General features: G+C 37.4%; 22 protein-coding genes. 16 read left to right on the top strand and 6 right to left on the bottom strand.

The features are described 5' to 3' along the window. The first annotated feature begins 25 nt into the window (after positions 1 to 25). The 3 genes from ACP3VS_RS02130 to ACP3VS_RS02120 are packed head-to-tail and all read left to right on the top strand — an operon-like array spanning position 26 to position 2,572. The gene (locus tag ACP3VS_RS02130; protein WP_031418889.1) at positions 26 to 1,018 is read left to right on the top strand and encodes an ABC transporter substrate-binding protein; all 993 of its coding nucleotides are present in this window, start codon (positions 26 to 28) and stop codon (positions 1,016 to 1,018) included. Further along, positions 1,018 to 1,785: an ABC transporter ATP-binding protein gene (locus ACP3VS_RS02125; RefSeq protein ID WP_012293115.1), complete on the top strand. Its 768-nt coding sequence runs from the start codon at positions 1,018 to 1,020 to the stop codon at positions 1,783 to 1,785. Before ACP3VS_RS02130 ends, ACP3VS_RS02125 begins: the two co-directional genes overlap by 1 nt. Next, positions 1,778 to 2,572: an ABC transporter permease gene (locus ACP3VS_RS02120; protein ID WP_012293116.1), complete on the top strand. Its 795-nt coding sequence runs from the start codon at positions 1,778 to 1,780 to the stop codon at positions 2,570 to 2,572. Before ACP3VS_RS02125 ends, ACP3VS_RS02120 begins: the two co-directional genes overlap by 8 nt. A 51-nt stretch (positions 2,573 to 2,623) precedes the next feature. On the opposite strand, the gene ACP3VS_RS02115 is transcribed toward ACP3VS_RS02120, so the two are convergent. Continuing rightward, on the bottom strand, positions 2,624 to 2,827 hold the full coding sequence (locus ACP3VS_RS02115; protein WP_012293117.1) for a YlaI family protein: 204 nt from the start codon (positions 2,825 to 2,827) through the stop codon (positions 2,624 to 2,626). An 11-nt stretch (positions 2,828 to 2,838) separates the two neighbouring features. After that, a complete protein-coding gene (locus ACP3VS_RS02110) occupies positions 2,839 to 3,339 on the bottom strand; it encodes a peptidyl-prolyl cis-trans isomerase (RefSeq protein ID WP_426388331.1) in 501 nt (166 codons plus the stop codon). Between the two features lie 182 nt (positions 3,340 to 3,521). Here ACP3VS_RS02110 and ACP3VS_RS02105 point away from each other — a divergent pair, with 182 nt between their 5' ends. The 4 genes from ACP3VS_RS02105 (at position 3,522) to ACP3VS_RS02090 (ending at position 9,288) form a co-directional block, all read left to right on the top strand. Next, the gene (locus tag ACP3VS_RS02105) at positions 3,522 to 3,803 is read left to right on the top strand and encodes a YlaN family protein (RefSeq protein WP_012293119.1); all 282 of its coding nucleotides are present in this window, start codon (positions 3,522 to 3,524) and stop codon (positions 3,801 to 3,803) included. Between the two features lie 62 nt (positions 3,804 to 3,865). Beyond that, on the top strand, positions 3,866 to 5,047 hold the full coding sequence (locus tag ACP3VS_RS02100) for an FtsW/RodA/SpoVE family cell cycle protein (RefSeq protein WP_012293120.1): 1,182 nt from the start codon (positions 3,866 to 3,868) through the stop codon (positions 5,045 to 5,047). Positions 5,048 to 5,059: 12 nt separating this feature from the next. Next, positions 5,060 to 8,494, top strand: a complete 3,435-nt coding sequence (pyc, locus tag ACP3VS_RS02095; protein ID WP_012293121.1) for a pyruvate carboxylase — start codon at positions 5,060 to 5,062, stop codon at positions 8,492 to 8,494. Between the two features lie 605 nt (positions 8,495 to 9,099). Then, positions 9,100 to 9,288, top strand: coding sequence for a hypothetical protein (locus ACP3VS_RS02090; protein WP_012293122.1), 189 nt, complete (start codon positions 9,100 to 9,102; stop codon positions 9,286 to 9,288). Positions 9,289 to 9,338: 50 nt separating this feature from the next. Here ACP3VS_RS02090 and ACP3VS_RS02085 read toward each other — a convergent pair whose 3' ends face one another. Continuing rightward, entirely contained in the window at positions 9,339 to 10,262 is a 924-nt protein-coding gene (locus ACP3VS_RS02085; RefSeq protein ID WP_012293123.1) for a COX15/CtaA family protein, read from the bottom strand. Positions 10,263 to 10,598: 336 nt separating this feature from the next. On the opposite strand from ACP3VS_RS02085, the gene cyoE reads away from it, so the two are divergent. The 7 genes from cyoE to ACP3VS_RS02050 all read left to right on the top strand — a co-directional run bounded on the left by cyoE (position 10,599) and on the right by ACP3VS_RS02050 (position 17,207). After that, the gene (gene cyoE / locus ACP3VS_RS02080) at positions 10,599 to 11,516 is read left to right on the top strand and encodes a heme o synthase (protein WP_416277496.1); all 918 of its coding nucleotides are present in this window, start codon (positions 10,599 to 10,601) and stop codon (positions 11,514 to 11,516) included. Between the two features lie 100 nt (positions 11,517 to 11,616). Continuing rightward, on the top strand, positions 11,617 to 12,705 hold the full coding sequence (gene coxB / locus ACP3VS_RS02075) for a cytochrome c oxidase subunit II (protein ID WP_036167341.1): 1,089 nt from the start codon (positions 11,617 to 11,619) through the stop codon (positions 12,703 to 12,705). Between the two features lie 40 nt (positions 12,706 to 12,745). After that, entirely contained in the window at positions 12,746 to 14,629 is a 1,884-nt protein-coding gene (ctaD, locus tag ACP3VS_RS02070) for a cytochrome c oxidase subunit I (RefSeq protein ID WP_012293125.1), read from the top strand. After that, positions 14,629 to 15,255: a cytochrome c oxidase subunit 3 gene (locus tag ACP3VS_RS02065; RefSeq protein WP_008173951.1), complete on the top strand. Its 627-nt coding sequence runs from the start codon at positions 14,629 to 14,631 to the stop codon at positions 15,253 to 15,255. The genes ctaD and ACP3VS_RS02065 overlap by 1 nt, the downstream gene beginning before the upstream one ends. Continuing rightward, the gene (locus tag ACP3VS_RS02060; protein WP_012293127.1) at positions 15,255 to 15,599 is read left to right on the top strand and encodes a cytochrome C oxidase subunit IV family protein; all 345 of its coding nucleotides are present in this window, start codon (positions 15,255 to 15,257) and stop codon (positions 15,597 to 15,599) included. The genes ACP3VS_RS02065 and ACP3VS_RS02060 overlap by 1 nt, the downstream gene beginning before the upstream one ends. A 182-nt stretch (positions 15,600 to 15,781) precedes the next feature. Continuing rightward, entirely contained in the window at positions 15,782 to 16,705 is a 924-nt protein-coding gene (gene ctaG / locus ACP3VS_RS02055; protein ID WP_012293128.1) for a cytochrome c oxidase assembly factor CtaG, read from the top strand. Between the two features lie 40 nt (positions 16,706 to 16,745). Further along, a complete protein-coding gene (locus tag ACP3VS_RS02050; protein WP_012293129.1) occupies positions 16,746 to 17,207 on the top strand; it encodes a DUF420 domain-containing protein in 462 nt (153 codons plus the stop codon). A 15-nt stretch (positions 17,208 to 17,222) separates the two neighbouring features. Here the strand turns inward: ACP3VS_RS02050 and ytvI are convergent, their stop codons facing one another. Continuing rightward, entirely contained in the window at positions 17,223 to 18,284 is a 1,062-nt protein-coding gene (gene ytvI / locus ACP3VS_RS02045) for a sporulation integral membrane protein YtvI (RefSeq protein ID WP_080717426.1), read from the bottom strand. Positions 18,285 to 18,433: 149 nt separating this feature from the next. Then, positions 18,434 to 18,835, bottom strand: coding sequence for a YugN family protein (locus ACP3VS_RS02040; RefSeq protein WP_012293131.1), 402 nt, complete (start codon positions 18,833 to 18,835; stop codon positions 18,434 to 18,436). A 146-nt stretch (positions 18,836 to 18,981) separates the two neighbouring features. Here ACP3VS_RS02040 and ACP3VS_RS02035 point away from each other — a divergent pair, with 146 nt between their 5' ends. Together ACP3VS_RS02035 and ACP3VS_RS02030 are read left to right on the top strand one after the other, a co-directional pair. After that, on the top strand, positions 18,982 to 20,121 hold the full coding sequence (locus ACP3VS_RS02035; protein WP_012293132.1) for a CAP domain-containing protein: 1,140 nt from the start codon (positions 18,982 to 18,984) through the stop codon (positions 20,119 to 20,121). 148 nt (positions 20,122 to 20,269) lie between these two features. Beyond that, positions 20,270 to 21,739, top strand: a complete 1,470-nt coding sequence (locus ACP3VS_RS02030) for a UDP-N-acetylmuramoyl-L-alanyl-D-glutamate--2,6-diaminopimelate ligase (RefSeq protein WP_031418899.1) — start codon at positions 20,270 to 20,272, stop codon at positions 21,737 to 21,739. On the opposite strand, the gene ACP3VS_RS02025 is transcribed toward ACP3VS_RS02030, so the two are convergent. Then, positions 21,723 to 22,217 carry a PaaI family thioesterase gene (locus tag ACP3VS_RS02025; RefSeq protein WP_012293134.1) on the bottom strand — a complete coding sequence of 165 codons (495 nt, stop codon included), beginning with the start codon at positions 22,215 to 22,217 and terminating at the stop codon, positions 21,723 to 21,725. The genes ACP3VS_RS02030 and ACP3VS_RS02025 overlap by 17 nt on opposite strands. Positions 22,218 to 22,275: the final 58 nt, after the last annotated feature.

The raw sequence follows: 22,275 nt of genomic DNA, 5'->3' as shown, positions 1-22,275 counted from the left end.
TTCATCACATCAAGGAGGAAAGGGAATGCGTTGGCTTACAAAAGGTTTTCTAATAGGTGTCATTGCTTTGTTACTCCTTTCTTTGACAGCATGTAATAAAGCAGAGCTAGAAAAAGTCAAAGTTGGAGAAGTAACTCGTTCGATTTTTTATGCACCTCAATATGTAGCGCTTGAAAAAGGATTCTTCAAGGATGAGGGTCTTTCTGTAGAGCTACAAACGATAGCTGGTGGCGATAAAACTATGACGGCATTGCTGTCAGATGGTATTGATATTGCTTTAGTCGGGTCAGAAACTTCCATTTACGTCACATTACAAGGGGCGAATGATCCCATTCAGAATTTTGCTCAGTTAACCCAAACTGACGGTACTTTTTTAGTTGCAAGGGAAAAAATAAATAATTTTTCATGGGATCAATTGAAGGATTCTACATTTTTAGGTCAGCGTAAAGGCGGAATGCCGCAAATGGCAGGGGAATTCGTGTTGAAGAAGCATGGCATTGACCCTGTTAATGATTTAACCCTTATACAAAATATTGATTTTGCGAATATTGCTACAGCTTTTGCCTCGGGTACTGGTGATTATGTGCAGCTATTTGAACCAACAGCTAGCGTATTTGAAAAAGAGGGGAAAGGCTATATAGTAGCATCTTTCGGCACTGAGTCTGGTAATTTGCCTTATACGTCCTTTATGGCGAAAAGCAGTTATTTAAAGGATGATAAGAAGACAGTTCAAGCCTTTACAAATGCCTTGCAGCGAGCACAGGATTTTGTACAGCAAGAGAGTGCCGCTGAAGTGGCAAAAATTATTCAACCTTATTTTGAAAATGTAGATGTTGCGATTATTGAAACAGTAATCGAGCGTTATAAAGCACAAGGCTCTTATGCAACAGACCCAATCCTCGATGAGGGGGAGTGGGATAACTTGCAAACAATAATGGAGGAAGCAGGTGAACTTCCTCAACGTGTGGAGTATGAAAAACTTGTGAACACAACTTTTGCTAAAAAGGCTGCTGAGTAATGGAATTTTTACAGCTAGAGAATATTCACCATAGTTATTTTTCAAGCACCCAGGCAAAGGAAGTATTACGTGATATTAGCTTGGCCATTCGTGAAGGAGAGTTTGTGTCGTTTATCGGGCCTAGTGGCTGTGGCAAAACGACGTTATTATCAATAATCGCTGGTTTGTTTCCAGCAACAGAAGGCAAGGTCTATATAGATGGTGAGGAACTATCGGCATATAATCAATCAAGCATTGGCTATATGCTTCAGCAGGACTATTTATTTCCGTGGAAAACGATTGAAGAAAACGTTACTATTGGTTTGAAAATTATGGAGCGAAGCAATAATACGCATAAAGTAACGGCCAATGCTCTTTTGCAAGAAGTAGGATTACCAAATGTGGGAAACAATTATCCACGAGAATTATCAGGGGGTATGAGACAACGTGTGGCACTTGCTCGCACCTTAGCAGTAAACCCTAAAATTTTATTGTTAGATGAACCATTTTCAGCTCTTGATTATCAATCAAAATTAAAGCTTGAGGATTTAGTTGTAGAAACATTAAAGACCTATAGAAAGACAGCAATTCTTGTGACACATGATATTGGAGAGGCAATAGCTATGAGTGAGCGTGTCTTTTTATTTTCTGCCAATCCAGGGACATTGCATAAAGTGTTTGAAATACCTGAAGAACTTCGTGAATTGTCACCGTTTGAGGTAAGACAGCATCCGACCTATGCAGATGTATTCCAAATCATTTGGAAGGAGCTGGAGAGCCTTGGATAACACATTATTTAAACAATATCAGCAAATGCTGAAAAAAGAAAAACGCTTTGTACGGCTATATCAGCTTATTATTCTGCTTCTTTTCTTTGGAGGTTGGGAGCTGCTTTCTAGATTAGAATGGATTGACCGTTTAATTTTTAGTTCACCGACACAAGTTTGGCATACATTTATCGAAAAAGTAATTGATGGAACTTTAACATTGCATGTTGGTGTGACATTAATGGAAACGGTTATTGGCTTTATTGCTGGGACTTTACTGGGGACGCTCATAGCTATCCTATTGTGGTGGTCACCATTTCTATCGAAGGTACTCGACCCTTATTTAGTTATTTTAAATGCGATGCCAAAAGTGGCGCTAGGACCTATTCTTATTGTTGCACTAGGCCCGGGTTATTTTTCCATCATTGCGATGGGGGCTTTAATTTCCATTATTATTACGACCATCGTAGTATATACGGCCTTTAAAGGTGTTGATCCGAATTACAGTAAAGTCCTACAAACATTCGGTGCAACTAGGTGGCAAATCTTTCGAGAAGTCATCTTACCAGCATCCTTTCCGACCATAATTTCAACCTTGAAGGTGAATGTGGGACTATCGTGGGTTGGGGTTATTGTTGGTGAGTTTTTAGTTGCCTCTAAAGGTCTTGGCTATTTAATTATCTACGGCTTCCAAGTGTTTAATTTTAACCTTGTGCTCATGTCCTTGCTTATCATTGCATTTTTTGCAACGATTATGTATCAGGTGGTTGAGTTGATAGAAAAGTCGGTTATTAAAAATAATGGCTAATATAGTAAAGAGGTGTCTCCTAAGGGAGGCACCTCTTTTTGGTTTTATACATTAAAATTCTTTATCCATTTGTGGTGAAGTTCTATAAAAACGGAAATTACCTGTTTCTAAACGTGCAACCGTATTTTCTTTAATACGATCATGGCAATTGTCACACATATAAGTATGGATTGGACGATTACGTAATTTTTTAGCTAAAGGTAAATTATCGTCTATATTTTGAATCGTATCGCAAATTACGCATTTTACGCGCATTGCATTCCCCCCTATTCAGCGCGAATGGCTAATACGTTTTTAATAGGATTGTCAAGATTTGAACAATCTCTCATTAATACATGGATAGGACCATCCTCTAAGAGTGGTTTGCCATCTTGGCTATATTTTAAAATAAGTTTATAGGCTTCTTCAATAGAAAAAGGATATTCCTGACCATTTTCACATTCAAAGATAATCTTTGTTGCTTCAGGTTTAATTTCAGCATTTTTCAAGAAATGACCTAATTCAATACCAAATGTGCCTGTTTCCATTCCTTTACGGTCAAATTTACGCTCTGATTTTAATGTAGGTGGAAATGTAGCTCCTTCCATAATCTCACGAGACCAGTGAGCACCAACTTCACGCATATATTTGATGTCTGAATCTTCCTCAACATCTTGTGTCGTGAAATATGTTTTTAAATCTAATTTACGGTCATCGAAAATCCAAACAGTGGGATCTAATGTTAATTGATATGATACTGCGCCCTTGATAGGAATTATTGTTTCCATGATAGAAATCCTCCTCAAATCTTGTATATCCATGACATAGTATAACGCTAATGCCTAAAAATAATAAAGAAATAAAATTGGAATTCGGTATTTTCCAATGAAGACACTTGCATTTTTAACGACTAAAAGATAAACTTTATTAAGATAGAATCGAAGAAATATCAGATAATGGGGGCGTCCTCATGGATACGAAATCACAAACTTCTTTTCAAGAAAAGGCTTTGGAGCTTTTAATTGCTGATGCAGATAAGATTGCTCGCCTTATTCGAGTACAAATGGATCATTTAACAATGCCACAATGCCCTTTATATGAGGAAGTATTAGATACACAAATGTTCGGCCTGTCTCGTGAAATTGATTTTGCTGTGAAGCTAGGTCTGATTGAACGTGAAAAAGGCAAGGAAATTCTCGATTCACTCGAGAAAGAACTTTCTGTACTACACGATGCGTATACAGACAAATAAAAAGAAAAAACTCAAACGCTTTTTTGCGCTTTGAGTTTTTTTACTAGAACGAGGTTTTTCAGATGAAACAATACTTAAAACGTTATGCACAAAATTTTGATTACCCCTTATTTTTTACTGTCCTATTATTGAGCTTATTTGGATTAATTATGATTTATAGTTCAAGTATGATGGTAGCTATTGTACGTGAAGGAGAAGCGCCTGATTACTTTTACCAAAAGCAAATCACCAATTTAATAGTTGCCTCTTTAGGTTTTATTGTGGCAGCATTTTTCCCTTATAAGCATTATGCGAATAAGAATATTATGATGATACTTACTATCATATTAGCTGTTCTATTTACTTGGCTAAAGGTAGCAGGGCATGGTGCAGAAGATGTAGGGTCACAAAGTTGGATACGTGTGCCTGGTTTAGGAAACTTTCAGCCATCTGAATATGCAAAACTATTTATAATTTTATATTTTGCAGCTGCTTTTTATCGCAAATCACAAAAATATACATTTGAAAAACTTCAACCGACGGAAATCTTTTATCCCATTTTTCTATGGATTCTAGTAGTGGCTGGTGTTGCATTTGAAACAGATTTAGGGGCAGTTATTATTTTATGTGGTATTGCCGTATCCGTCGTAGCTTCCAGTGGTATTCCCTTTAAGACCTTTTGGAAATTTTTTGGTGTATTGGCGGCATTCGGTGCTGCAATCCTTGGCATACTTTTGTTATTCAAGGGTGAACTATTAACTGATAACCGAAAAGGGCGAATTTTATCTTATTTAAATCCGTTCGAATATGAAAATGGTAGTGGTCACCAAGTGGCCAATAGCTATTATGCAATTGGTGGAGGCGGCTTAGAAGGAAGAGGACTTGGTCAATCCATTCAAAAATTAGGGTACCTACCTGAACCACAAACAGATTTTATTATGGCTATAATTATGGAAGAATTAGGGATATGGGGAGTTTTAATCGTCCTGACTGGTTTAGGGTTTATCGTGTATAAAGGTTTTTCTATTGCTTTGCGAACAAAGGATCCAATGGCACGCATGATTGCGGCAGGTATTGCGAGCTGGATAGGCTGGCAATCGTTTATAAATCTTGGGGGTGTAACTGGGTTAATCCCGTTAACCGGTGTAACGTTACCTTTTATAAGCTATGGCGGTACATCTATAATCATTCTATCTTTAGCAATGGGAATATTAATCAATGTTTCTATGTTTGAAAAGGTAGAGAGGAAAAAAACACAATCATAAAGGGGGATATCTATGGAATCAATCAACAAAATCCTTGTAGCCAATCGAGGAGAAATTGCAATTCGTATTTTCCGTGCTTGTACGGAGCTGAATATCCAAACTGTTGCTATCTATTCAAGAGAAGATAGTGGTGCTTTTCATCGCTTTAAAGCTGATGAAGCTTATTTAGTGGGAGCGGGCAAGAAACCAATTGATGCCTATTTAGATATTGAAGGTATTATTGCCATCGCAAAAGATGCAGATGTTGATGCGATTCATCCTGGGTATGGTTTTTTATCAGAAAACGTGGAATTTGCACGTCGCTGTGAAGAAGAGGGTATTATCTTTATTGGACCAACTTCTGAACATTTAGATATGTTTGGGGATAAGGTTAAAGCACGTTTGCAAGCCATTGCGGCTGACATTCCTGTTATTCCTGGTACAGATGGCCCTGTAGCCAATTTAGCAGAGGTAGAGGCATTTGCTAGCACTTTTGGCTATCCAATTATGATTAAGGCAGCGCTTGGCGGTGGTGGTCGTGGCATGCGTCTTGTGCATGCAGCCGAGGAGCTTGCTTCTGCCTATGAACGCGCAAAATCAGAAGCAAAAGCTGCTTTTGGCTCTGATGAGGTGTATGTTGAAAAGGCCATTATAAAACCAAAGCATATTGAAGTACAAATTATTGGTGATCAGCAAGGCAATATTGTGCATTTATATGAACGTGATTGTTCAATCCAACGTCGTCACCAAAAGGTAGTTGAGATTGCTCCTTCTAACTCGATTTCCGAAGAGCTAAGAAATCGTATTTGTGCTGCTGCTGTGAAAATAATGAAGAATGTCTCGTACATAAATGCAGGGACAGTGGAATTTTTAGTCGCAGGGGACGATTTTTATTTCATCGAGGTAAACCCCCGCATTCAAGTAGAACATACGATTACAGAAATGATTACAGGTGTAGATATTGTTCATACCCAAATTAAGGTAGCAGCAGGTTATAGCCTGTTCAGCGAAGAAATTCATATGCCAAAGCAAGAAGATATGCCAATGATCGGCTATGCAATTCAGGCTCGTGTAACAACAGAGGACCCTGCTAACGACTTTATGCCGGATACAGGAAAGTTAATGGTTTACCGCTCTAGTGGTGGTTTTGGAGTGCGTTTAGATGCCGGTAATGGTTTCCAAGGTGCTGTTGTCACACCATACTATGATTCCTTACTCGTAAAAATCTCTACATCTGGCATGAATTTTAAAGAAGCTGCTGCGAAAATGGACCGAAATTTAAAAGAATTCCGTATTCGTGGCGTCAAAACGAATATTCCGTTTTTAAATAATGTTGTGACACATGAGAAATTTTTATCCGGTGCCTTTGATACAAGCTTTATTGACACTACACCAGAGCTGTTCCATTTCCCAGTACGTCAAGACCGGGGGACAAAGCTGTTAAGCTATATCGGTAATGTAACGTTAAACGGATTCCCAGGTGTGGAAAAGCAATCAAAGCCCATTTTTGTTCAACCGAACATTCCTAAAATAGATCGTTTAATTGTGCCGCCAACCGGTACGAAACAAATTTTAGATACACAGGGAGCAGATGGCTTAGTGCAATGGATTTTAGCACAAGATGATGTGCTATTAACGGATACTACTTTCCGTGATGCTCATCAATCTCTTCTCGCTACTCGTGTACGCTCGCATGATATGTATCAAATTGCAGATGCAACAGCTCGTATGATGCATCAATTATTCTCTTTGGAAATGTGGGGCGGTGCTACGTTTGATGTGGCGTATCGCTTCTTAAAGGAGGACCCATGGGAGCGTTTAGCAAAACTACGTGAGCAAGTTCCAAACGTATTATTCCAAATGTTGTTGCGTGGTGCCAATGCTGTTGGTTACACGAACTATCCTGACAATTTAATCCGTGAATTTATCGCAGAATCAGCTGCATCGGGTATTGATGTGTTCCGTATTTTCGATAGCTTGAACTGGATTAAGGGAATGGAAGTAGCTATAGATGCAGCACGACAATCAGGGAAAATTGCGGAAGCGGCAATCTGCTATACTGGCGATATTCTGGATGATACTCGTGCGAAATATTCTGTGCAATATTATAAGGACATGGCCAAGGAACTTGAGGCATCTGGTGCTCATATTTTAGCTATTAAAGATATGGCTGGTTTACTGAAGCCAGAAGCAGCATATCGTTTAATTTCCGAATTAAAAGAGACGACAAGTCTGCCAATCCACTTGCATACCCATGACACTAGTGGTAATGGTATTTACTTATATGCAAAAGCCATTGAGGCAGGTGTAGATATCATTGATACAGCATTAGGGTCAATGGCGGGTCTCACATCTCAGCCAAGTGCAAACTCACTTTACTATGCCATGAAGGGCAGTAAACGTGAGCTCCGTGCAGACATCGATGCATTGGAAAGATTGTCTTATTATTGGGAAGATGTACGTAAATATTATAAGGATTTCGAAAGTGGCATGATTAGCCCACACTCTGAAATCTATGTACATGAGATGCCTGGAGGACAATATAGTAATCTACAACAACAGGCAAAAGCAGTGGGCCTTGGCGATCGCTGGGAAGAAGTTAAACGTATGTATTCCCGTGTGAACCTATTATTTGGGGACATTGTCAAAGTAACACCTTCCTCGAAGGTAGTAGGTGATATGGCACTCTTTATGGTACAAAATGACTTAGATGAAAATACTGTATTAACAAGGGGTCAAACGATTGATTTCCCAGACTCTGTTATTGAATTATTCCAAGGCTATCTAGGACAGCCACACGGCGGATTCCCTAAAGCATTGCAACAAGTAGTGCTAAAAGACCGTAAAGCTATTACAGTTCGACCTGGTGAATTATTAGAGCCTATTCAATTTGAACAATTGGAGGCAGTGCTAGAAGAAAAATTGAATCGTCCGGTTTCAAAAAAGGACGTATTGGCATATGCCCTTTATCCAAAAGTTTTTGAAGAGTATGCGAAAACGGCAGAATCTTTCGGTAATATTTCAGTTCTTGATACGCCTACATTCCTTTACGGCTTAAAGCTTGGTGAAATCATTGAAGTTGAAATCGAAAAAGGAAAAACGCTGATTATTAAACTGGTCTCTATCGGCGAACCGCAACATAATGGAACGCGTGTCCTGTACTTTGAGCTAAATGGTCAATCCCGTGAATTGGTCATTCAAGATATGACCGTGGAAGTAGATGGCAATCTGTCATTAAAGGCAGATCCAAGTAATCCAAATCAAATTGGTGCTACAATGCCTGGTACTGTATTGAAGGTCGTTGTGTCCAAAGGAAGTCCTGTAAAACGTGGTGATCATCTATTGATTACAGAGGCAATGAAAATGGAAACAACTGTCCAAGCACCAAAAGATGGTATCGTTAAAGAGGTTTATGCAAGTGCAGGAGATGCTATTTCAACAGGTGATTTGCTGATTGAAGTTGAATAACTGATAGTAATACAAGGTATGTAGATGCTTTTTTAATATCTGCATACCTTTTTTAATTGTAGAAATGAGAACAATTATATAGAATTTGATTAATTGATTAAGAGATGTTTGAGTAATCAATGAGATTTTATGGAAATTAATAAAAATACCTTTTTTCAGGAAGCAAGGAAACAGCAAATTATTTGATGTAACTATAAGGACGTTCAGTGATATTGGCTATGTGAAGTCGAGTTTAGCCCAAATTGCAAATGTACTTTCATTAGCACAGCTTTAATTTCATATCATTTCGCAAAAACACATGTTGCTTATGATTCATTAGCTCATTTTATGGAGGGCATATCAAGAGATACACCCAGAAGGTAATACTGCGCTACTAGTACTGCTAATAACATTCCTTTTGATAAGTTGCCAGGTGATGGAGAAGATCTTTATTACAAGCCTTGAGCAATATATTAACTAAAGGAACAAGGGGAATATATTACATCTATCCATGTTATGGTAAAACTTATTCAAGGATTGATTGGGGAGTACATGTTAAGAAGGATACCTCATCGAAGAGGTCATCAACATTAGCTGGACAGCTATGAAAGTAGAGGACACTAACCATGCCTAAAGCTTTATTTAATTGGATGTTTGTCATTGGTTTAATACTATTAGGTGGTCGTCTTGTAACAGTGATTTGTAGATATTTTGACATTCCATTTACATCATTCTTTAAAGACTACGCCCTAGTATCTATGATTATTTTAATAGTAGGAATTATAGGAACTGAATCTATGAAGAAACAACGATAAGAATAAAAAAAGATTCGTTACAAATACTGTAACGAATCTTTTTTATTAAACTATTTCATTTTTTCATTGTAGTTACTACGAGCAACGAGCATGATCATGTAACATAATAGACCGAACAAGAGAGAAATTAATAATGAATGCATTAAAGCGACTGTTAAGTTCAGTTTAGTTAGGACTACTAACATACCAGCAATCACTTGTAAAAATACTATAGTAAAAGCAATGATCCAACCATAGTAAACCACACGTTGATTTTTATATTCTTTCACAGCGTGCCAAGTTATGTATGCAATCCAAATGAAAATAATAAGAACAGCTAAACGATGTCCCATTTGCACCCATTCGTACATGTTATTTGGAGATGCTAATGGTGTTTCGTTATAGCAAAATGGCCAGTCTGGGCAAATTAAGCTCGAATCTGTATGTCGAACTAACGCACCGGTATAAACGACCAAATAAGAATAAATTGTGACAGCAATTGTATGCCAACGTAACTTTTTACCAATAAATACGTTATCGGCATCAAATTTCCGATCGACTTCAAATACAATCATAGAGAGAAGCAGAACCGCGGCAAAGGAAATAAGAGAAATACCAAAATGAAGTGCTAAGATGAAATCACCTTGCCCCCATAGTACTTGAGCAGCTCCAATAAGAGCCTGCGCAATTAAGAAAAACATTGCTAAAAAACCTAAAAGTTTTACTTCACGAATATGTCCGAGCTTACGCCATGTCCAAACTGTTAACACAAGAATTGAAATAGATACGACTCCAGTAACAAGACGATGTGAGAATTCAATAAGGACTTCCGGTGTAATCTCCTTTGGAATAAGAGATCCATTACAATCAGGCCAGTTTCGACCACAGCCTAAGCCACTATCTGTTTTCGTAACGAGAGCCCCACCTAATAAAATAAGGAGCATCCCTACCGTAGCGGCAACAGCAAACCACTTTAAATATCTATTGTGTTGCATAAAATGAGTCACCTACTTTATCTATCAACATTACAAGAACGTAATGTTTCTGCTACTAGATAATATCGAAAATACGTTTAAAAAACAACTTGTAAAGGGAAGGGAGTACTAGATGTCGATTCCATTTCACAAATTGTTCATAATTTCGTGCTTTAACCTTCACAATTCATTTTAGAAAATGATTTACTATAGATATGTTGTTTTTAATTATATTTCTAGACAAAACTAATTTTTACAACTTCATCTAAATTTCACTTAATGTCTAGAAATCAATCGCAAATTTCGCTATAGTTATTGTTAGCGGAATATGCTTACAAAAATGAAAGGAGAGGTAGTATGTCAAACGGTCGTACGCTGGCGGCTACTAGAAATACTGGTCCAGAAACAACATCAGTTGTAAAAGATTTCTTAGCACTAATAAAAATTGGCATTGTAAACTCGAATCTTGTCACAACGTTTACAGGGATGTGGCTGGCTTTTCAATTTACTAGTAGACACTTCTTGCAAGAACTGGATGTCATCTTATTCACCATGCTGGGTGCGGCATTAATCATTGGTGGCTCAGGTGCAATGAATAACTTTATTGATCAAGATATAGATCCGATCATGAAAAGAACGAAGGCAAGACCGACAGTGACTGGCAGATTCAAGCCAAATTTTGTATTGACCATTGCCCTCTCATTTTTAATTGTAGGTGAAATTTTGTTATTTGCGGCATCGTTTGCAGCCGGCATGTGGGGACTAGCAGGAATATTTGCTTATGTCGTTCTGTATTCAATGTGGTCAAAGAGAAAGCATGTTAGTAACACGGTTGTAGGAAGCATTTCAGGGGCTATTCCTCCTATTATTGGATTCGCAGCAGTTGAGCCTGCTTTAGGTCCAGGAGCACTTGCCTTATTTCTAATTATGTTTGCATGGCAACCACCACATTTCTACGCGCTTGCTATGAAACGTACAGAGGAATATCGTGCAGCTAAAATACCAATGCTACCAGTTATAAAGGGATTTAAACGTACAAAGTACTCAATGTTATTCTGGATTCTTTTATTATTACCGTTACCTTTCCTTTTACCGGAGCTTGGAATTGGCTTTTTAACTCTTGCTACTGCATTGAACTTGGGTTGGTTAATACTAGCTCTGAAAGGCTTTACAGCAAAAGATGATATGAAATGGGCAAACAGAATGTTTATTTATTCATTGAATCATATGACCATACTATTTGTATCCATCATAATATTTGCGGTGTTTAGCTAAATTTAGGAATTCTTTCTTTTTTAAAAGAATTCATATAGACAGAACTAATGTCCTATGTACACATGAAAATACAACAAAGAAAGAGGGGTTTAATTAAGCTATGATGAAAGGGCTTAAAAAATGGCGTCTTTTTTCACTTCTAGCAGTGATGATGGTTTTCCTTTCAGGTTGTGGTGAAGATTATCTTTCTACACTAAAACCATCTGGAGAAGTAGGTAAACAACAATTAAATTTATTACTGTTAACTACTGTAATTATGACGCTAGTAGTGGTAATAGTATCCGTTATTTATTTACTTGCATTCCTGAAATACCGTCGTTCACGCGTTGGTGAAAATGTTATCCCTAAGCAAGTAGAGGGTAGTCATACGTTAGAAGTGATTTGGACAGTTATACCAATTATTCTATTATTAATTATCGCTGTACCAGTTGTTACAACTACTTATAAATTTGCAGATGTTGCTGCAATGGATGAGGTAGATGAAGAGGGGAACAAAACTGCCCTAACAATCAATGTAACAGCAAAATTGTACTGGTGGGAGTTCGAATATCCTAACCAAGGTATTATAACGGCTCAAGAGCTAGTAGTACCAACAGGTGAAAAAGTTTACTTTAATTTAAAAGCTGCCGATGTTAAGCACTCATTCTGGATTCCTGCTGTAGGCGGTAAAATGGATACAAACGTAGAAAACTTAAACAAATTCTATTTAGTATTTGATAAAGAATCTAAAGACCTAAAAGATGGCGTATTTTATGGTAAATGTGCTGAATTATGTGGACCTTCACATGCTTTAATGGACTTTAAAGTAAAAGCTTTAAGCCCAGATGCATTTGACGCATGGGTTGATGCCATGAAAGCAACAGAAGGACAGACTGCTGACAAAGCATCATCAGATCTTGGCGAAGCAACTTTTGCTAACAGCTGCTTAGGCTGTCATGCTATCTCTGGTTCAGGAGCAGGCGGTACACCAGGTCCAAACTTAACTACGTTTGGTGACCGTAACCGTGTTGCTGGTTTCTTAGAACACAATGAAGAAAACTTAAAAGCTTGGATTAAAAACCCTGAGGAATTTAAACCAGGTAACTTGATGATGAATGCTGAAGGTACTGCACCTATATACGGCAATTTATCTGACGAAGAAATTGAAGCTCTTGCAACTTATATCATGGGCTTATCAGTTGAAAAATAATTTCCGTTCTATGTAACAAATTTTGAGGGAGGTAAAAGTTGTGAGCTCATACACACAGAAAAAGGGCTTTGGAGCAACTGTCTGGGATTACATTACTACTGTTGACCATAAAAAGTTAGCAGTTATGTATTTATTAGCCGGTACATTGTTCTTCGCTATCGCTGGTTTTGAAGCGTTATTAATGCGTATTCAGTTAATGAAACCAAATAACGATTTCGTGTCAGCTGGTTTTTTCAATGAATTATTAACAATGCACGGAACAACGATGTTATTCCTAGCTGCTACTCCATTACTATTCGCATTTATGAACATGCTTGTACCATTACAAATTGGTGCACGTGACGTTGCATTCCCGTTCCTTAACTCATTAGGGTTCTGGTTATTCTTCCTAGGTGCAGTATTCCTTCACCTGTCATTCTTTATGGGTGGCGCTCCTGATGCGGGCTGGACTTCTTATGCATCACTATCTTTATATTCTCCAGGGCATGGTATTGACTTCTATGTACTTGGTTTACAGATTTCAGGTGCAGGTACGTTAATTTCGGGTCTTAACTTTATCGTTACGATTATCACGATGCGTGCTCCTGGTATGACATTCATGCGTATGCCATTATTCACATGGACAGCTCTTGTATCAAGTGCATTAATTTTATTCGCATTCCCTCCATTAACAATTGGTTTATTAATGATGTTATTTGACCGTATGTTCGGTGGTAACTTCTTTGACCATACAATGGGTGGTAACACAGTTATTTGGGAACACTTATTCTGGATCTTCGGACACCCAGAAGTATATATCTTAGTATTACCTGCGTTCGGATTATTCTCTGAGATTATCCCAGCGTTCTCTCGTAAACGTTTATTCGGATACTCTTCAATGGTATTCGCAACAATTTTAATCGGTTTCTTAGGGTTCATGGTTTGGGCCCACCATATGTTTACAGTTGGTCTTGGACCAACAGCAAACGCTATCTTCGCCGTTGCAACAATGGCAATTGCCGTTCCAACAGGTATGAAGGTATTCAACTGGATCCTAACGATTTGGGGTGGATCTATTAAAGTTACAACACCAATGCTTTATGCACTTGGTTTCATTCCGTCATTCGTTGCGGGTGGTGTTACAGGGGTAATGCAAGCATCTGCACCTCTTGACTACCAATTACATGATTCTTACTTTATCGTAGCTCACTTCCACTACGTAATCGTTGGTGGTATCGTTACTGCATTATTTGGTTCAGCACATTTCTACTGGCCAATTTTCTTCAACCGTATGTTAAACGAAACGCTTGGTAAAATTACTTTCTGGATATTCTTTATCGGATTCCATTTAACGTTCTTCGTTCAACACTTCCTTGGTTTAATGGGTATGCCACGTCGTGTATTCACTTACATGGAAGGTCAAGGTTGGGATCAATTCAACTATATCTCTACAATCGGTGCATTAATGATGGGTGTAGGGGTTATCTTAATGGTAATCAACTGCTTAATGTCTATCAAAGGCAAACCAGCAGGTCGCGATCCATGGGGCGATGGACGTACATTAGAATGGTCAATTCCACAACCAATTCCATTCTACAACTTCCGTCAAACACCTCTTGTTCGTGGTTTAGATCCATGGTGGATTGAAAAACAAGAAGGTAACAAAGAAGTTACATTTGCTGAGCCACTAGGCGATATTCATATGCCAAATAACTCAGCGATTCCATTCGTTATTTCATTAGGTATGTTTATTGCAGCATTCGGTGCACTTTATAATCCTGATGCAGATAAACCTTGGTCAATTTATGTTTTAATTGCAGGTCTTGCAATTACATTTGGCGCAATGATTGTCCGCTCTGTTAAAGATGATCACGGCTTCCATTTACACAAAGAAGAAATTCTTGAAATTGAAGAACAACTTTATGGCAAAGGGGGAAATAAATAATGGATTTCAATACTAAATTTACTCCTCATACTTGGCCAGATCATCCTGAACAAGCAACGCTGGAAGGTAAAAACAAAGTCGTTGGTTTCTGGATTTTCCTTGCCTGTGAAGTTGTACTTTTCGCAAGTTTATTCGCTACTTATTTAGCGCTTAAGAACAAAGGGCCAGCTGGCATGGAGTTCACAACTCAAGGTTTATTTGAATTACCATTAGCATTTGCTATGACGATGTTACTTTTAACATCTTCACTAACATCTGTTTATGCAATTTACCATATGCGTAACTTTAACTTTAAAGGAATGCAAACTTGGTTAGCAATTACTTTAGCTTTAGGTCTTGGTTTCTTAGCTCTTGAAATTTATGAGTTCCAACACTATGTACATCTTGGTTTTACATTTAACCAGTCTGCATTCGCAACTGCGTTCTATTCTTTAGTTGGTACACATGGTTTCCACGTAACTTTAGGACTTGTATGGATCGCAACTTTAATGATTCGTAATGCTAAACGTGGTTTAAACTTATACAATGCACCTAAATTCTTCGTAGCTGCTTTATATTGGCACTTTATCGACGTTGTTTGGGTATTCATCTTTACAGTAGTTTACTTGATGGGAGTGATCGGATAATGTCTTCACACGATACACCTATAGTTGCTAAATCACAGGCACAATATGAGTATGATCGTCATCATAATGCCGTTCATATGCGTAAACAAGTACTCAACTTTGCGATTATGATTTTCTTTACTTTTATCGCTTTCGCAGTAGTTGCAGCTGATTTTTCTAAATACTTAATTATGCCATTCGTTTTATTATTAGCGGGTGTTCAAGTTGTACTTCAACTGTATTCTTTCATGCACTTAGAAGACAAAAAAACACACTTCGGTGGCGTTATTGGTTTCTTCATGTGGATGGGGATTTTAATTGCATTTACATTCTTCTTAGCATTCTTAACAATTATTTGGTGGTAATCACCAAATAAAGCACGTTCGTTACTTTGTACGAACGTGCTTTTTTTATTTTAAATTTTAGTGATAGTTGCAAAAAGAAGCAAACACTGGCAATCTTAACATTTGTTCACCTTTCGTTCATTGCAGTATAGCTGTAAGCGTTTTATAATAGGAGTACTGAAGTTTAAAGGAGTGCGTTCTATATGCCACTTAGTATATTTGGTTTCCAAGCATTATGGAGCCCATATTTAATAGGGGTTCTTGTTTTTATAACAATCATCTATTTTTTAGTCACAGTAAAGTGGCGTCAGGATTTTAAAGAAAGTGAACCTTTAAAAAAGGGACAAGCAATCTATTTCGTATTAGCCATGATTACCATTTATATCATTAAAGGATCTCCAGTTGATTTAATGGCTCATATTATGTTTACAATGCATATGGTTCAAATGGCTATTTTATTATTACTAGTACCGATTTTCTTAATTAAAGGAATACCTTGGTGGGTTTGGAAGGTTGCCATTGAAGCACCTGTTGTTAGAACTATATTTAAAGTATTAACACTACCAGTTGTTGCCGTGTTTGTGTTTATTGGTCTATTTTCCTTCTATCATTTACCAGATGTATTAGATTATATTAAATTAAATGAAACGCTACATGGTACCTATACATTTGTCTTATTCCTATCTGCTGTATTTATGTACTGGCCTTTAATTCAAAATATCCCAGGTAGAGCTCAAATGAAGCCCTTGCATAAATTAGGCTATATTATTGCAAATGCCGTTTTAATTACTCCTGCCTGCGGATTAATCATATTTGCGCCTAATGCCATGTATGAAACGTATACGAATGGTGAAGCTTGGTTAAAGGCAATGGAGCTCTGTGTTCCAGCTTCTACGTTATCGGGGCTATCATTATCAGGACCTGAGTTATTTACAGACATGAAACCTGTTGCTGACCAGCAGTTAGGTGGCGTACTAATGAAAATCATACAAGAGCTTATTTTTGGTGTATTACTTGGTGCCATCTTTACAAAATGGTATCGTGCTGAACAAAAGGATCCAGATAAAATTACAGCTGATGCATTAGCAGCCCATCAAAAAAAGTGGGAAAGTCAACAGCAACATTAATTATAAAATAGAAATTTACTTTGTATAAGGGGTTTTGATAATGGAATTGCAAATTTTGCCTACTATTAGTACATCGTTTATCGTCATTAGTGCCGTACTAGTAGCAATAGGATGGGGCTTAATTATAAAAAGAAATGTAGAAGGGCATAAAAAGGTAATGCTTGCTGCAGGTGTTGCTGCTCTTATCTTCTTTATTATTTATGCTTCACGTACGGTGTTTATTGGAAATACTGCCTTTGGTGGTGGAGAACATTTAAAACCATATTATACGTTCTTCTTGATATTCCATATTATTTTAGCAACATCTGGTGCCGTGTTTGGGATAGTTAGTATTATTTCAGGTCTTAAAACAAACCTAAAATTACACCGTCGTATCGGACCAATTACAAGTATTATTTGGTTCTTCGTCGCTATAACAGGTGTCCTTGTTTATTTATTATTGTATGTTTTATTTGAACCAGGCGAAACAACATCCGTTATTAAAGCTATTTTAGGCTTATAATAAAAATCTCCCACCTCATTTTTCTATAGGTGGGAGGTTTTTTGTCGTTGGCTGAAGTAATGAGAGTACCACTACAAAAAGTAATGGACCAATTAAAATACCTAAAAATCCAAAAATTTTGAATCCAATAAACATGGCAATAAAAGTTGAAAGAGAAGAAAGTCCAATTTTATCACCTATTATTTTAGGCTCAATCATACGACGAACTAAAAATTGACCTACTGTTAATACAATTAATACAACGGCATAAAGATAGTCGCCAGCAAAAACTTGATAGATTGCCCAAGGGACTAATAAAATAAAGGAGTCTAGAAAAGGAATAAAGTCCAAGACGACAAGCAGCAATGCTAACAATAGAGGGAATGGCGTTTTAAGAAAATAAAAGGCAGCGATAGCTAAAGCAAAAATGCCTAATCCTACTAGCAATTGTGCTTTCAAAAATCCAAATAAGGCTAGTTTTACTCGTTGCCCAATAAATACAATTTTCTGATGGTAATGGAAAGGGATGGGCATTAATATTTTTTGATTGATGGTTGGCAATTCCAAAAGTAACATATATAAGACGATCCAATAGACAAAAATATCAAATAATCGTGTAGGGATATACGTTAATAAGGCTGACCAGACATCGATGTTTGTTAAAGAGAGTGCAAAATTTTCAGTGGAAACTAAAGCTCTTGCAATCATATATTGAATTTGTGAAACTAGCTCTACAGGTAAATGGTAGGTATGGTTACTCAATTTAGATTGCATTTGAATCCATAGTGCAGAAAGTTGATTCAGATAATCTGGAATATGAATTATAAAAGATGAAAATTGTTTCCAGCTTATATAAATAATAAGCGTACATAATAATAAAGATATACTTAAAAAAAATATAAAAAAGATCGAGACCACTATTTTACGCTTTTTTCGAAAACGTTTGCTCATCCGAACTATAATAGGTTCTAAAAGTAAGGCGGTTAAGTAGGCAAGTAAGATCGGCAATGATATTGAAATGAACCAGAGAAGAAAGACCCCAATTGCGATAACGATTATGGGATGACGAAAAAAAGGACGATTAAAAAAGGACAACATTTTTCTCACCTACATCTTCTTATAGATATAGGTAGTATGAGAAGAAATCAAATTTTTACTCAAAATAAAAAAGACTGGGCTACCAGTCTTTTCGTAACAATGAAGCTATTTAATGCGATACTTGCTATCACTTTTTCAGTTAATAAAGATTAGCGTGCGTTAACAGGTTCAAAGTTATTTTTATTTGTAGGCTCGATTGAGAATTGATCTAATTCTAATTTAACCTTTTTTAAGATTTCTTCACATTTTTTCACTAGGTGTGCTGGGTAAACTTCATCATCCCCATATTCAACACCATGTGGATAATAGTACTTACCAAGTGCTGGCTTCATTAAAGTAAGGATGGCATCGTGAGCACCAACATCACCAGAAATGGCATATGCGAAAACGCGTAGGTAATAGCGACCTTCACGAGTATCGAAACGTTTATCGAATGTCATACGTTCATAATCCCAACCGCCATCACATTCTAAACCATGTTTTTTCATAATGCTGACAAGTAGCTCTTGATCAGCTGTTAAATTTTCAAGGTTAGTATTTTCAAAATACATGTATAATCCTCCTTTAGGTTCTCGTACAAAGTATACGCTCATTTTTATAATAGAGCATATTCGACATTGTTGCAATGACAACATTGTGTCAACCCAATTACAATTGATATAATAACTTACAATAATGGTGATGAAAGGAGTCCTATATGAAAGCTTTATTCCGCATATTAATGATTTGTGGTGCGATAGCATTAATCGGCTTTATGTTTTTTAATACCCCTAAGGAAAATGAACCACTAGAAGGCCCGAATACCAATTCTAATATAATCCCTCAAACAGAACTAAAACAGCCTGATATAGGAGCAATGACACGTCCACAAACGGGTATTTCAACATTAATAGGGAAAGGCACACAAACTGTTTTGGAACAATATGGGGTACCAGGAAGAAAGGAACCCTCCTCGTTTGGGTATGAATGGTGGGTCTATAATAAAGATATTTCTACCTTTTTTATGATTGGCGTTGAAAATAACGTTGTCACGCAAGTTTACATAGCAGGGCAAGATATCAATGCTTTCCCTTTTAAAGTAGGACAAAAACGCGATGAAATTTATCGCATGACGATTATTGATTATGAGGTAGCCGCCAATGTTGGTGATAATATTTACATATTCTCGATGAATGAAGAAGATATGCAAACAAGATTACTGGTCAAATTTGATGGACTCTATGCTCAGCTTTATATTGATCGAGAAACAAGTGAGTTACAGGGGATCCGATATACCGATAGTGAAACACTTGTCCTTCACCAGCCATATGAAATGAGTTATCAAGGAGAGCTTGTTAGACGTACACCGCCTTCTTCATTTTTACAGCAAGAAATTGATAGGGCGAATGCCAAACAGCTCGATGATTTACTAAATGTAACGAGAAAGCATCATGGGTTGCTGCCTGTAGAAATGAATGAATCATTGGAAAATACAGCGAGAATGCATAGCGAAGATATGAAGGTACAAAATTTTTTATCACATGAATCCCCCACTTATGGAGATCTTAAAAAGAGGTTACAAGCACAGAACATTGACTATAGCGATGCTAATGAAAATCTAGCAACTGCCTATTTTGATGCGATTGAGGCAATGCATGGCTGGACAAATTCACCAGAACATCGAAAAGTTCTTCTAAATGATAAATATTCACAAGTTGGTTCAGGCGTTTTCGTTGATTATTATACACAAATTTATCTAGAACCTGCTTCACAGAAGGTGGATCATGAGGAGTCAAATAATGAAGACACTGAAAGTGAGGAACCTGTAGAGGAAGAGAATAAGGACCAATCACCATAAAATAATAAATTTACATGAAGACAAGCCTTCGCTGAATGGACTTGTCTTCATTTTTTTGTGCTTGTTAGTGCTCCGATTGGCTTCAACATTTTTCGTCACACCGTTACAAAGGCCGTCATATGATAGAGAACTGAAAGGGGGAAGAGGCTTGCAATTAGCAGAGTTATTGAAAGACTGGCCATGTAGCGTGACGGGAGGTTCGATTCGAACAGAAATTACAGGCGTAGAGGATTATGCACAGGCCGTACAACCTGGCGACATTTTTATTGTACGAAAAGGCAAAAAAACTTCAGGAAGTCGTTTTGTCAAAGAAGCATTGGCCCGTGGAGCAGCCGCAATTGTCTCGGAGGAAAGTATTTCTTTACCCATTATTGATAAAGAAATTCCTTTTGTATGGGTTCCTAATACAGCCTTATTTCTATCGTATGCAAGTGCAAAGCTAGCGGCTTTTCCGGCAGAAGCATTAAGTGTTATTGCAATAACGGGGACAAATGGGAAGACCACAGTGAGTCACTTTGTCAGTCAACTTTTAAACGCTCTACATAAAAAAGCAGCGGTTATAGGAACGATTGGGTTTTATCTTGATGGCGAAAAGCAACAAACATCTTATGAGCAGCTTACCACATTGCAGGCTAAAGAATTACATCCGATATTAAAACAATGTGTACGCAAAGGTGTCTCACATGTAGTGTTAGAAGCATCTTCAATGGGATTACAGCAACATAGACTTGATCATTGTGATATTGATTGTGGAGTGTTTTTAAACTTATCAGAAGATCATTTAGAAGATCATGGGGGATTAGAAGCCTATAAACGTGCGAAAAAAAGATTAGCTGACTTATCTAAAAAGTTAGTATTAAACGGCGATGATAACTTTTGCCGTTCTGTTGGAATTTATGATAAGAAAAAATCCTGCTCATTTGGCTTTGATAATCACAATGATTTACATATCCAAATTGTCAGTGAAACAGTTGGCAAAACAGTGCTTTGCTTACAAACATCTGCGAGTGAGCATATTGTAGAAATCCCATTTGTAGGGAAGTATCATGTGCAAAATACGGTTGCAGCATTGATGGCAGTATGGCGCTTAGGAATTCCAATAGATGATATAATCGAACATATGTGGTCCTTAAAGCTTCCAGAAGGTAGGCTCGAGAAGATCGATAACCCAGTTGGAATTGATGTTTATGTAGATTATGCTCATACTGCTGAAGCGCTCCAAGCGGTGTTACAAACCTTCGATCGTTCGAAAACGATTTATCTTGTCTTTAGTTGTGGAGGAAATCGAGATAAAGCGAAACGCTTTGCTATGGGCGCTGTAGCAAGCAAATATGCAGACGTTATCTATTTAACAACAGATAATCCTCGAGATGAAGATCCAATCATAATTAATGAAAGTATTATTGCTGGTTTTACAGAGCAACAATACTATGAAATTTATTTAGACCGTAAAGTGGCAATCCATCAAGCGTTAGCGAAGGCAAAAAAAGGGGACATTGTCCTTGTTGCCGGAAAAGGGCATGAACAAACACAGCAAATTAAAAATCAAAAATTCCCTTTTTCCGATCAACAGTGTATCAAAGACTATTTTACAGGTTTACTTACCGACGCTGAATAACAAAGAATGATCCCGTAGCAATGGCTAGCTTGCGCCCTGTCTCATCTTCAATATCGCATTCCATTACAAGTGTTTGCCGCCCTTTATGAACAAAACGACCACGCGCAATTAATTCTTTATTCGTTGTTGTGGCAATATACGTGACATTCATATTTGTAGTTACTACATTAAATCCTTCTGGTACAGAACGGGAAGCAAGTCCACCCATTGCCGCATCGGCTATAGTCGCAATAATGCCGCCGTGTGGCACCTTTATCGTGTTATGAATAACTGGTGTAATGGGAATACGAACCTCACTGACTTCAGGCTCAAACTTGCCAACCATGTGTAAGGCAGCGTTAATAAAGCGACGATGAATGCCTTGTTGTTTTTCTCGGAGCCCGGTTAAAAGATGTAAAAGAACTTCTTCATCTTCCTCCGTACTATCTTGTAAAATTGCCCCTAATAATAGATCGATTTTTTCTTTGGATGTTGTCATCAATTGGAAAAACCTCTTTCATTAATAATCTCATTAATGTAAAATTACCATAAAATCT

The organism is Lysinibacillus sp. VIII_CA, assembly GCF_049943995.1.
In the GTDB taxonomy this organism is placed as follows: Bacteria; Bacillota; Bacilli; order Bacillales_A; family Planococcaceae; genus Lysinibacillus; species Lysinibacillus pinottii.
Note: the sequence above shows the minus strand (reverse complement) of the source record. Positions and strands in the feature narration are given on the sequence as shown.

Bases quoted from the DNA above. Each gene is read 5' to 3' on its own strand.
- ACP3VS_RS02130 (WP_031418889.1), top strand. From the start codon at position 26: ATGCGTTGGCTTACAAAAGGTTTTCTAATAGGTGTCATTGCTTTGTTA.
- ACP3VS_RS02125 (WP_012293115.1), top strand. From the start codon at position 1,018: ATGGAATTTTTACAGCTAGAGAATATTCACCATAGTTATTTTTCAAGC.
- ACP3VS_RS02115 (WP_012293117.1), bottom strand. From the start codon at position 2,827: ATGCGCGTAAAATGCGTAATTTGCGATACGATTCAAAATATAGACGAT.
- ACP3VS_RS02110 (WP_426388331.1), bottom strand. From the start codon at position 3,339: ATGGAAACAATAATTCCTATCAAGGGCGCAGTATCATATCAATTAACA.
- ACP3VS_RS02105 (WP_012293119.1), top strand. From the start codon at position 3,522: ATGGATACGAAATCACAAACTTCTTTTCAAGAAAAGGCTTTGGAGCTT.
- ACP3VS_RS02100 (WP_012293120.1), top strand. From the start codon at position 3,866: ATGAAACAATACTTAAAACGTTATGCACAAAATTTTGATTACCCCTTA.
- pyc (WP_012293121.1), top strand. From the start codon at position 5,060: ATGGAATCAATCAACAAAATCCTTGTAGCCAATCGAGGAGAAATTGCA.
- ACP3VS_RS02090 (WP_012293122.1), top strand. From the start codon at position 9,100: ATGCCTAAAGCTTTATTTAATTGGATGTTTGTCATTGGTTTAATACTA.
- ACP3VS_RS02085 (WP_012293123.1), bottom strand. From the start codon at position 10,262: ATGCAACACAATAGATATTTAAAGTGGTTTGCTGTTGCCGCTACGGTA.
- cyoE (WP_416277496.1), top strand. From the start codon at position 10,599: ATGTCAAACGGTCGTACGCTGGCGGCTACTAGAAATACTGGTCCAGAA.
- coxB (WP_036167341.1), top strand. From the start codon at position 11,617: ATGATGAAAGGGCTTAAAAAATGGCGTCTTTTTTCACTTCTAGCAGTG.
- ACP3VS_RS02065 (WP_008173951.1), top strand. From the start codon at position 14,629: ATGGATTTCAATACTAAATTTACTCCTCATACTTGGCCAGATCATCCT.
- ACP3VS_RS02060 (WP_012293127.1), top strand. From the start codon at position 15,255: ATGTCTTCACACGATACACCTATAGTTGCTAAATCACAGGCACAATAT.
- ctaG (WP_012293128.1), top strand. From the start codon at position 15,782: ATGCCACTTAGTATATTTGGTTTCCAAGCATTATGGAGCCCATATTTA.
- ACP3VS_RS02050 (WP_012293129.1), top strand. From the start codon at position 16,746: ATGGAATTGCAAATTTTGCCTACTATTAGTACATCGTTTATCGTCATT.
- ytvI (WP_080717426.1), bottom strand. From the start codon at position 18,284: ATGTTGTCCTTTTTTAATCGTCCTTTTTTTCGTCATCCCATAATCGTT.
- ACP3VS_RS02040 (WP_012293131.1), bottom strand. From the start codon at position 18,835: ATGTATTTTGAAAATACTAACCTTGAAAATTTAACAGCTGATCAAGAG.
- ACP3VS_RS02035 (WP_012293132.1), top strand. From the start codon at position 18,982: ATGAAAGCTTTATTCCGCATATTAATGATTTGTGGTGCGATAGCATTA.
- ACP3VS_RS02025 (WP_012293134.1), bottom strand. From the start codon at position 22,217: ATGACAACATCCAAAGAAAAAATCGATCTATTATTAGGGGCAATTTTA.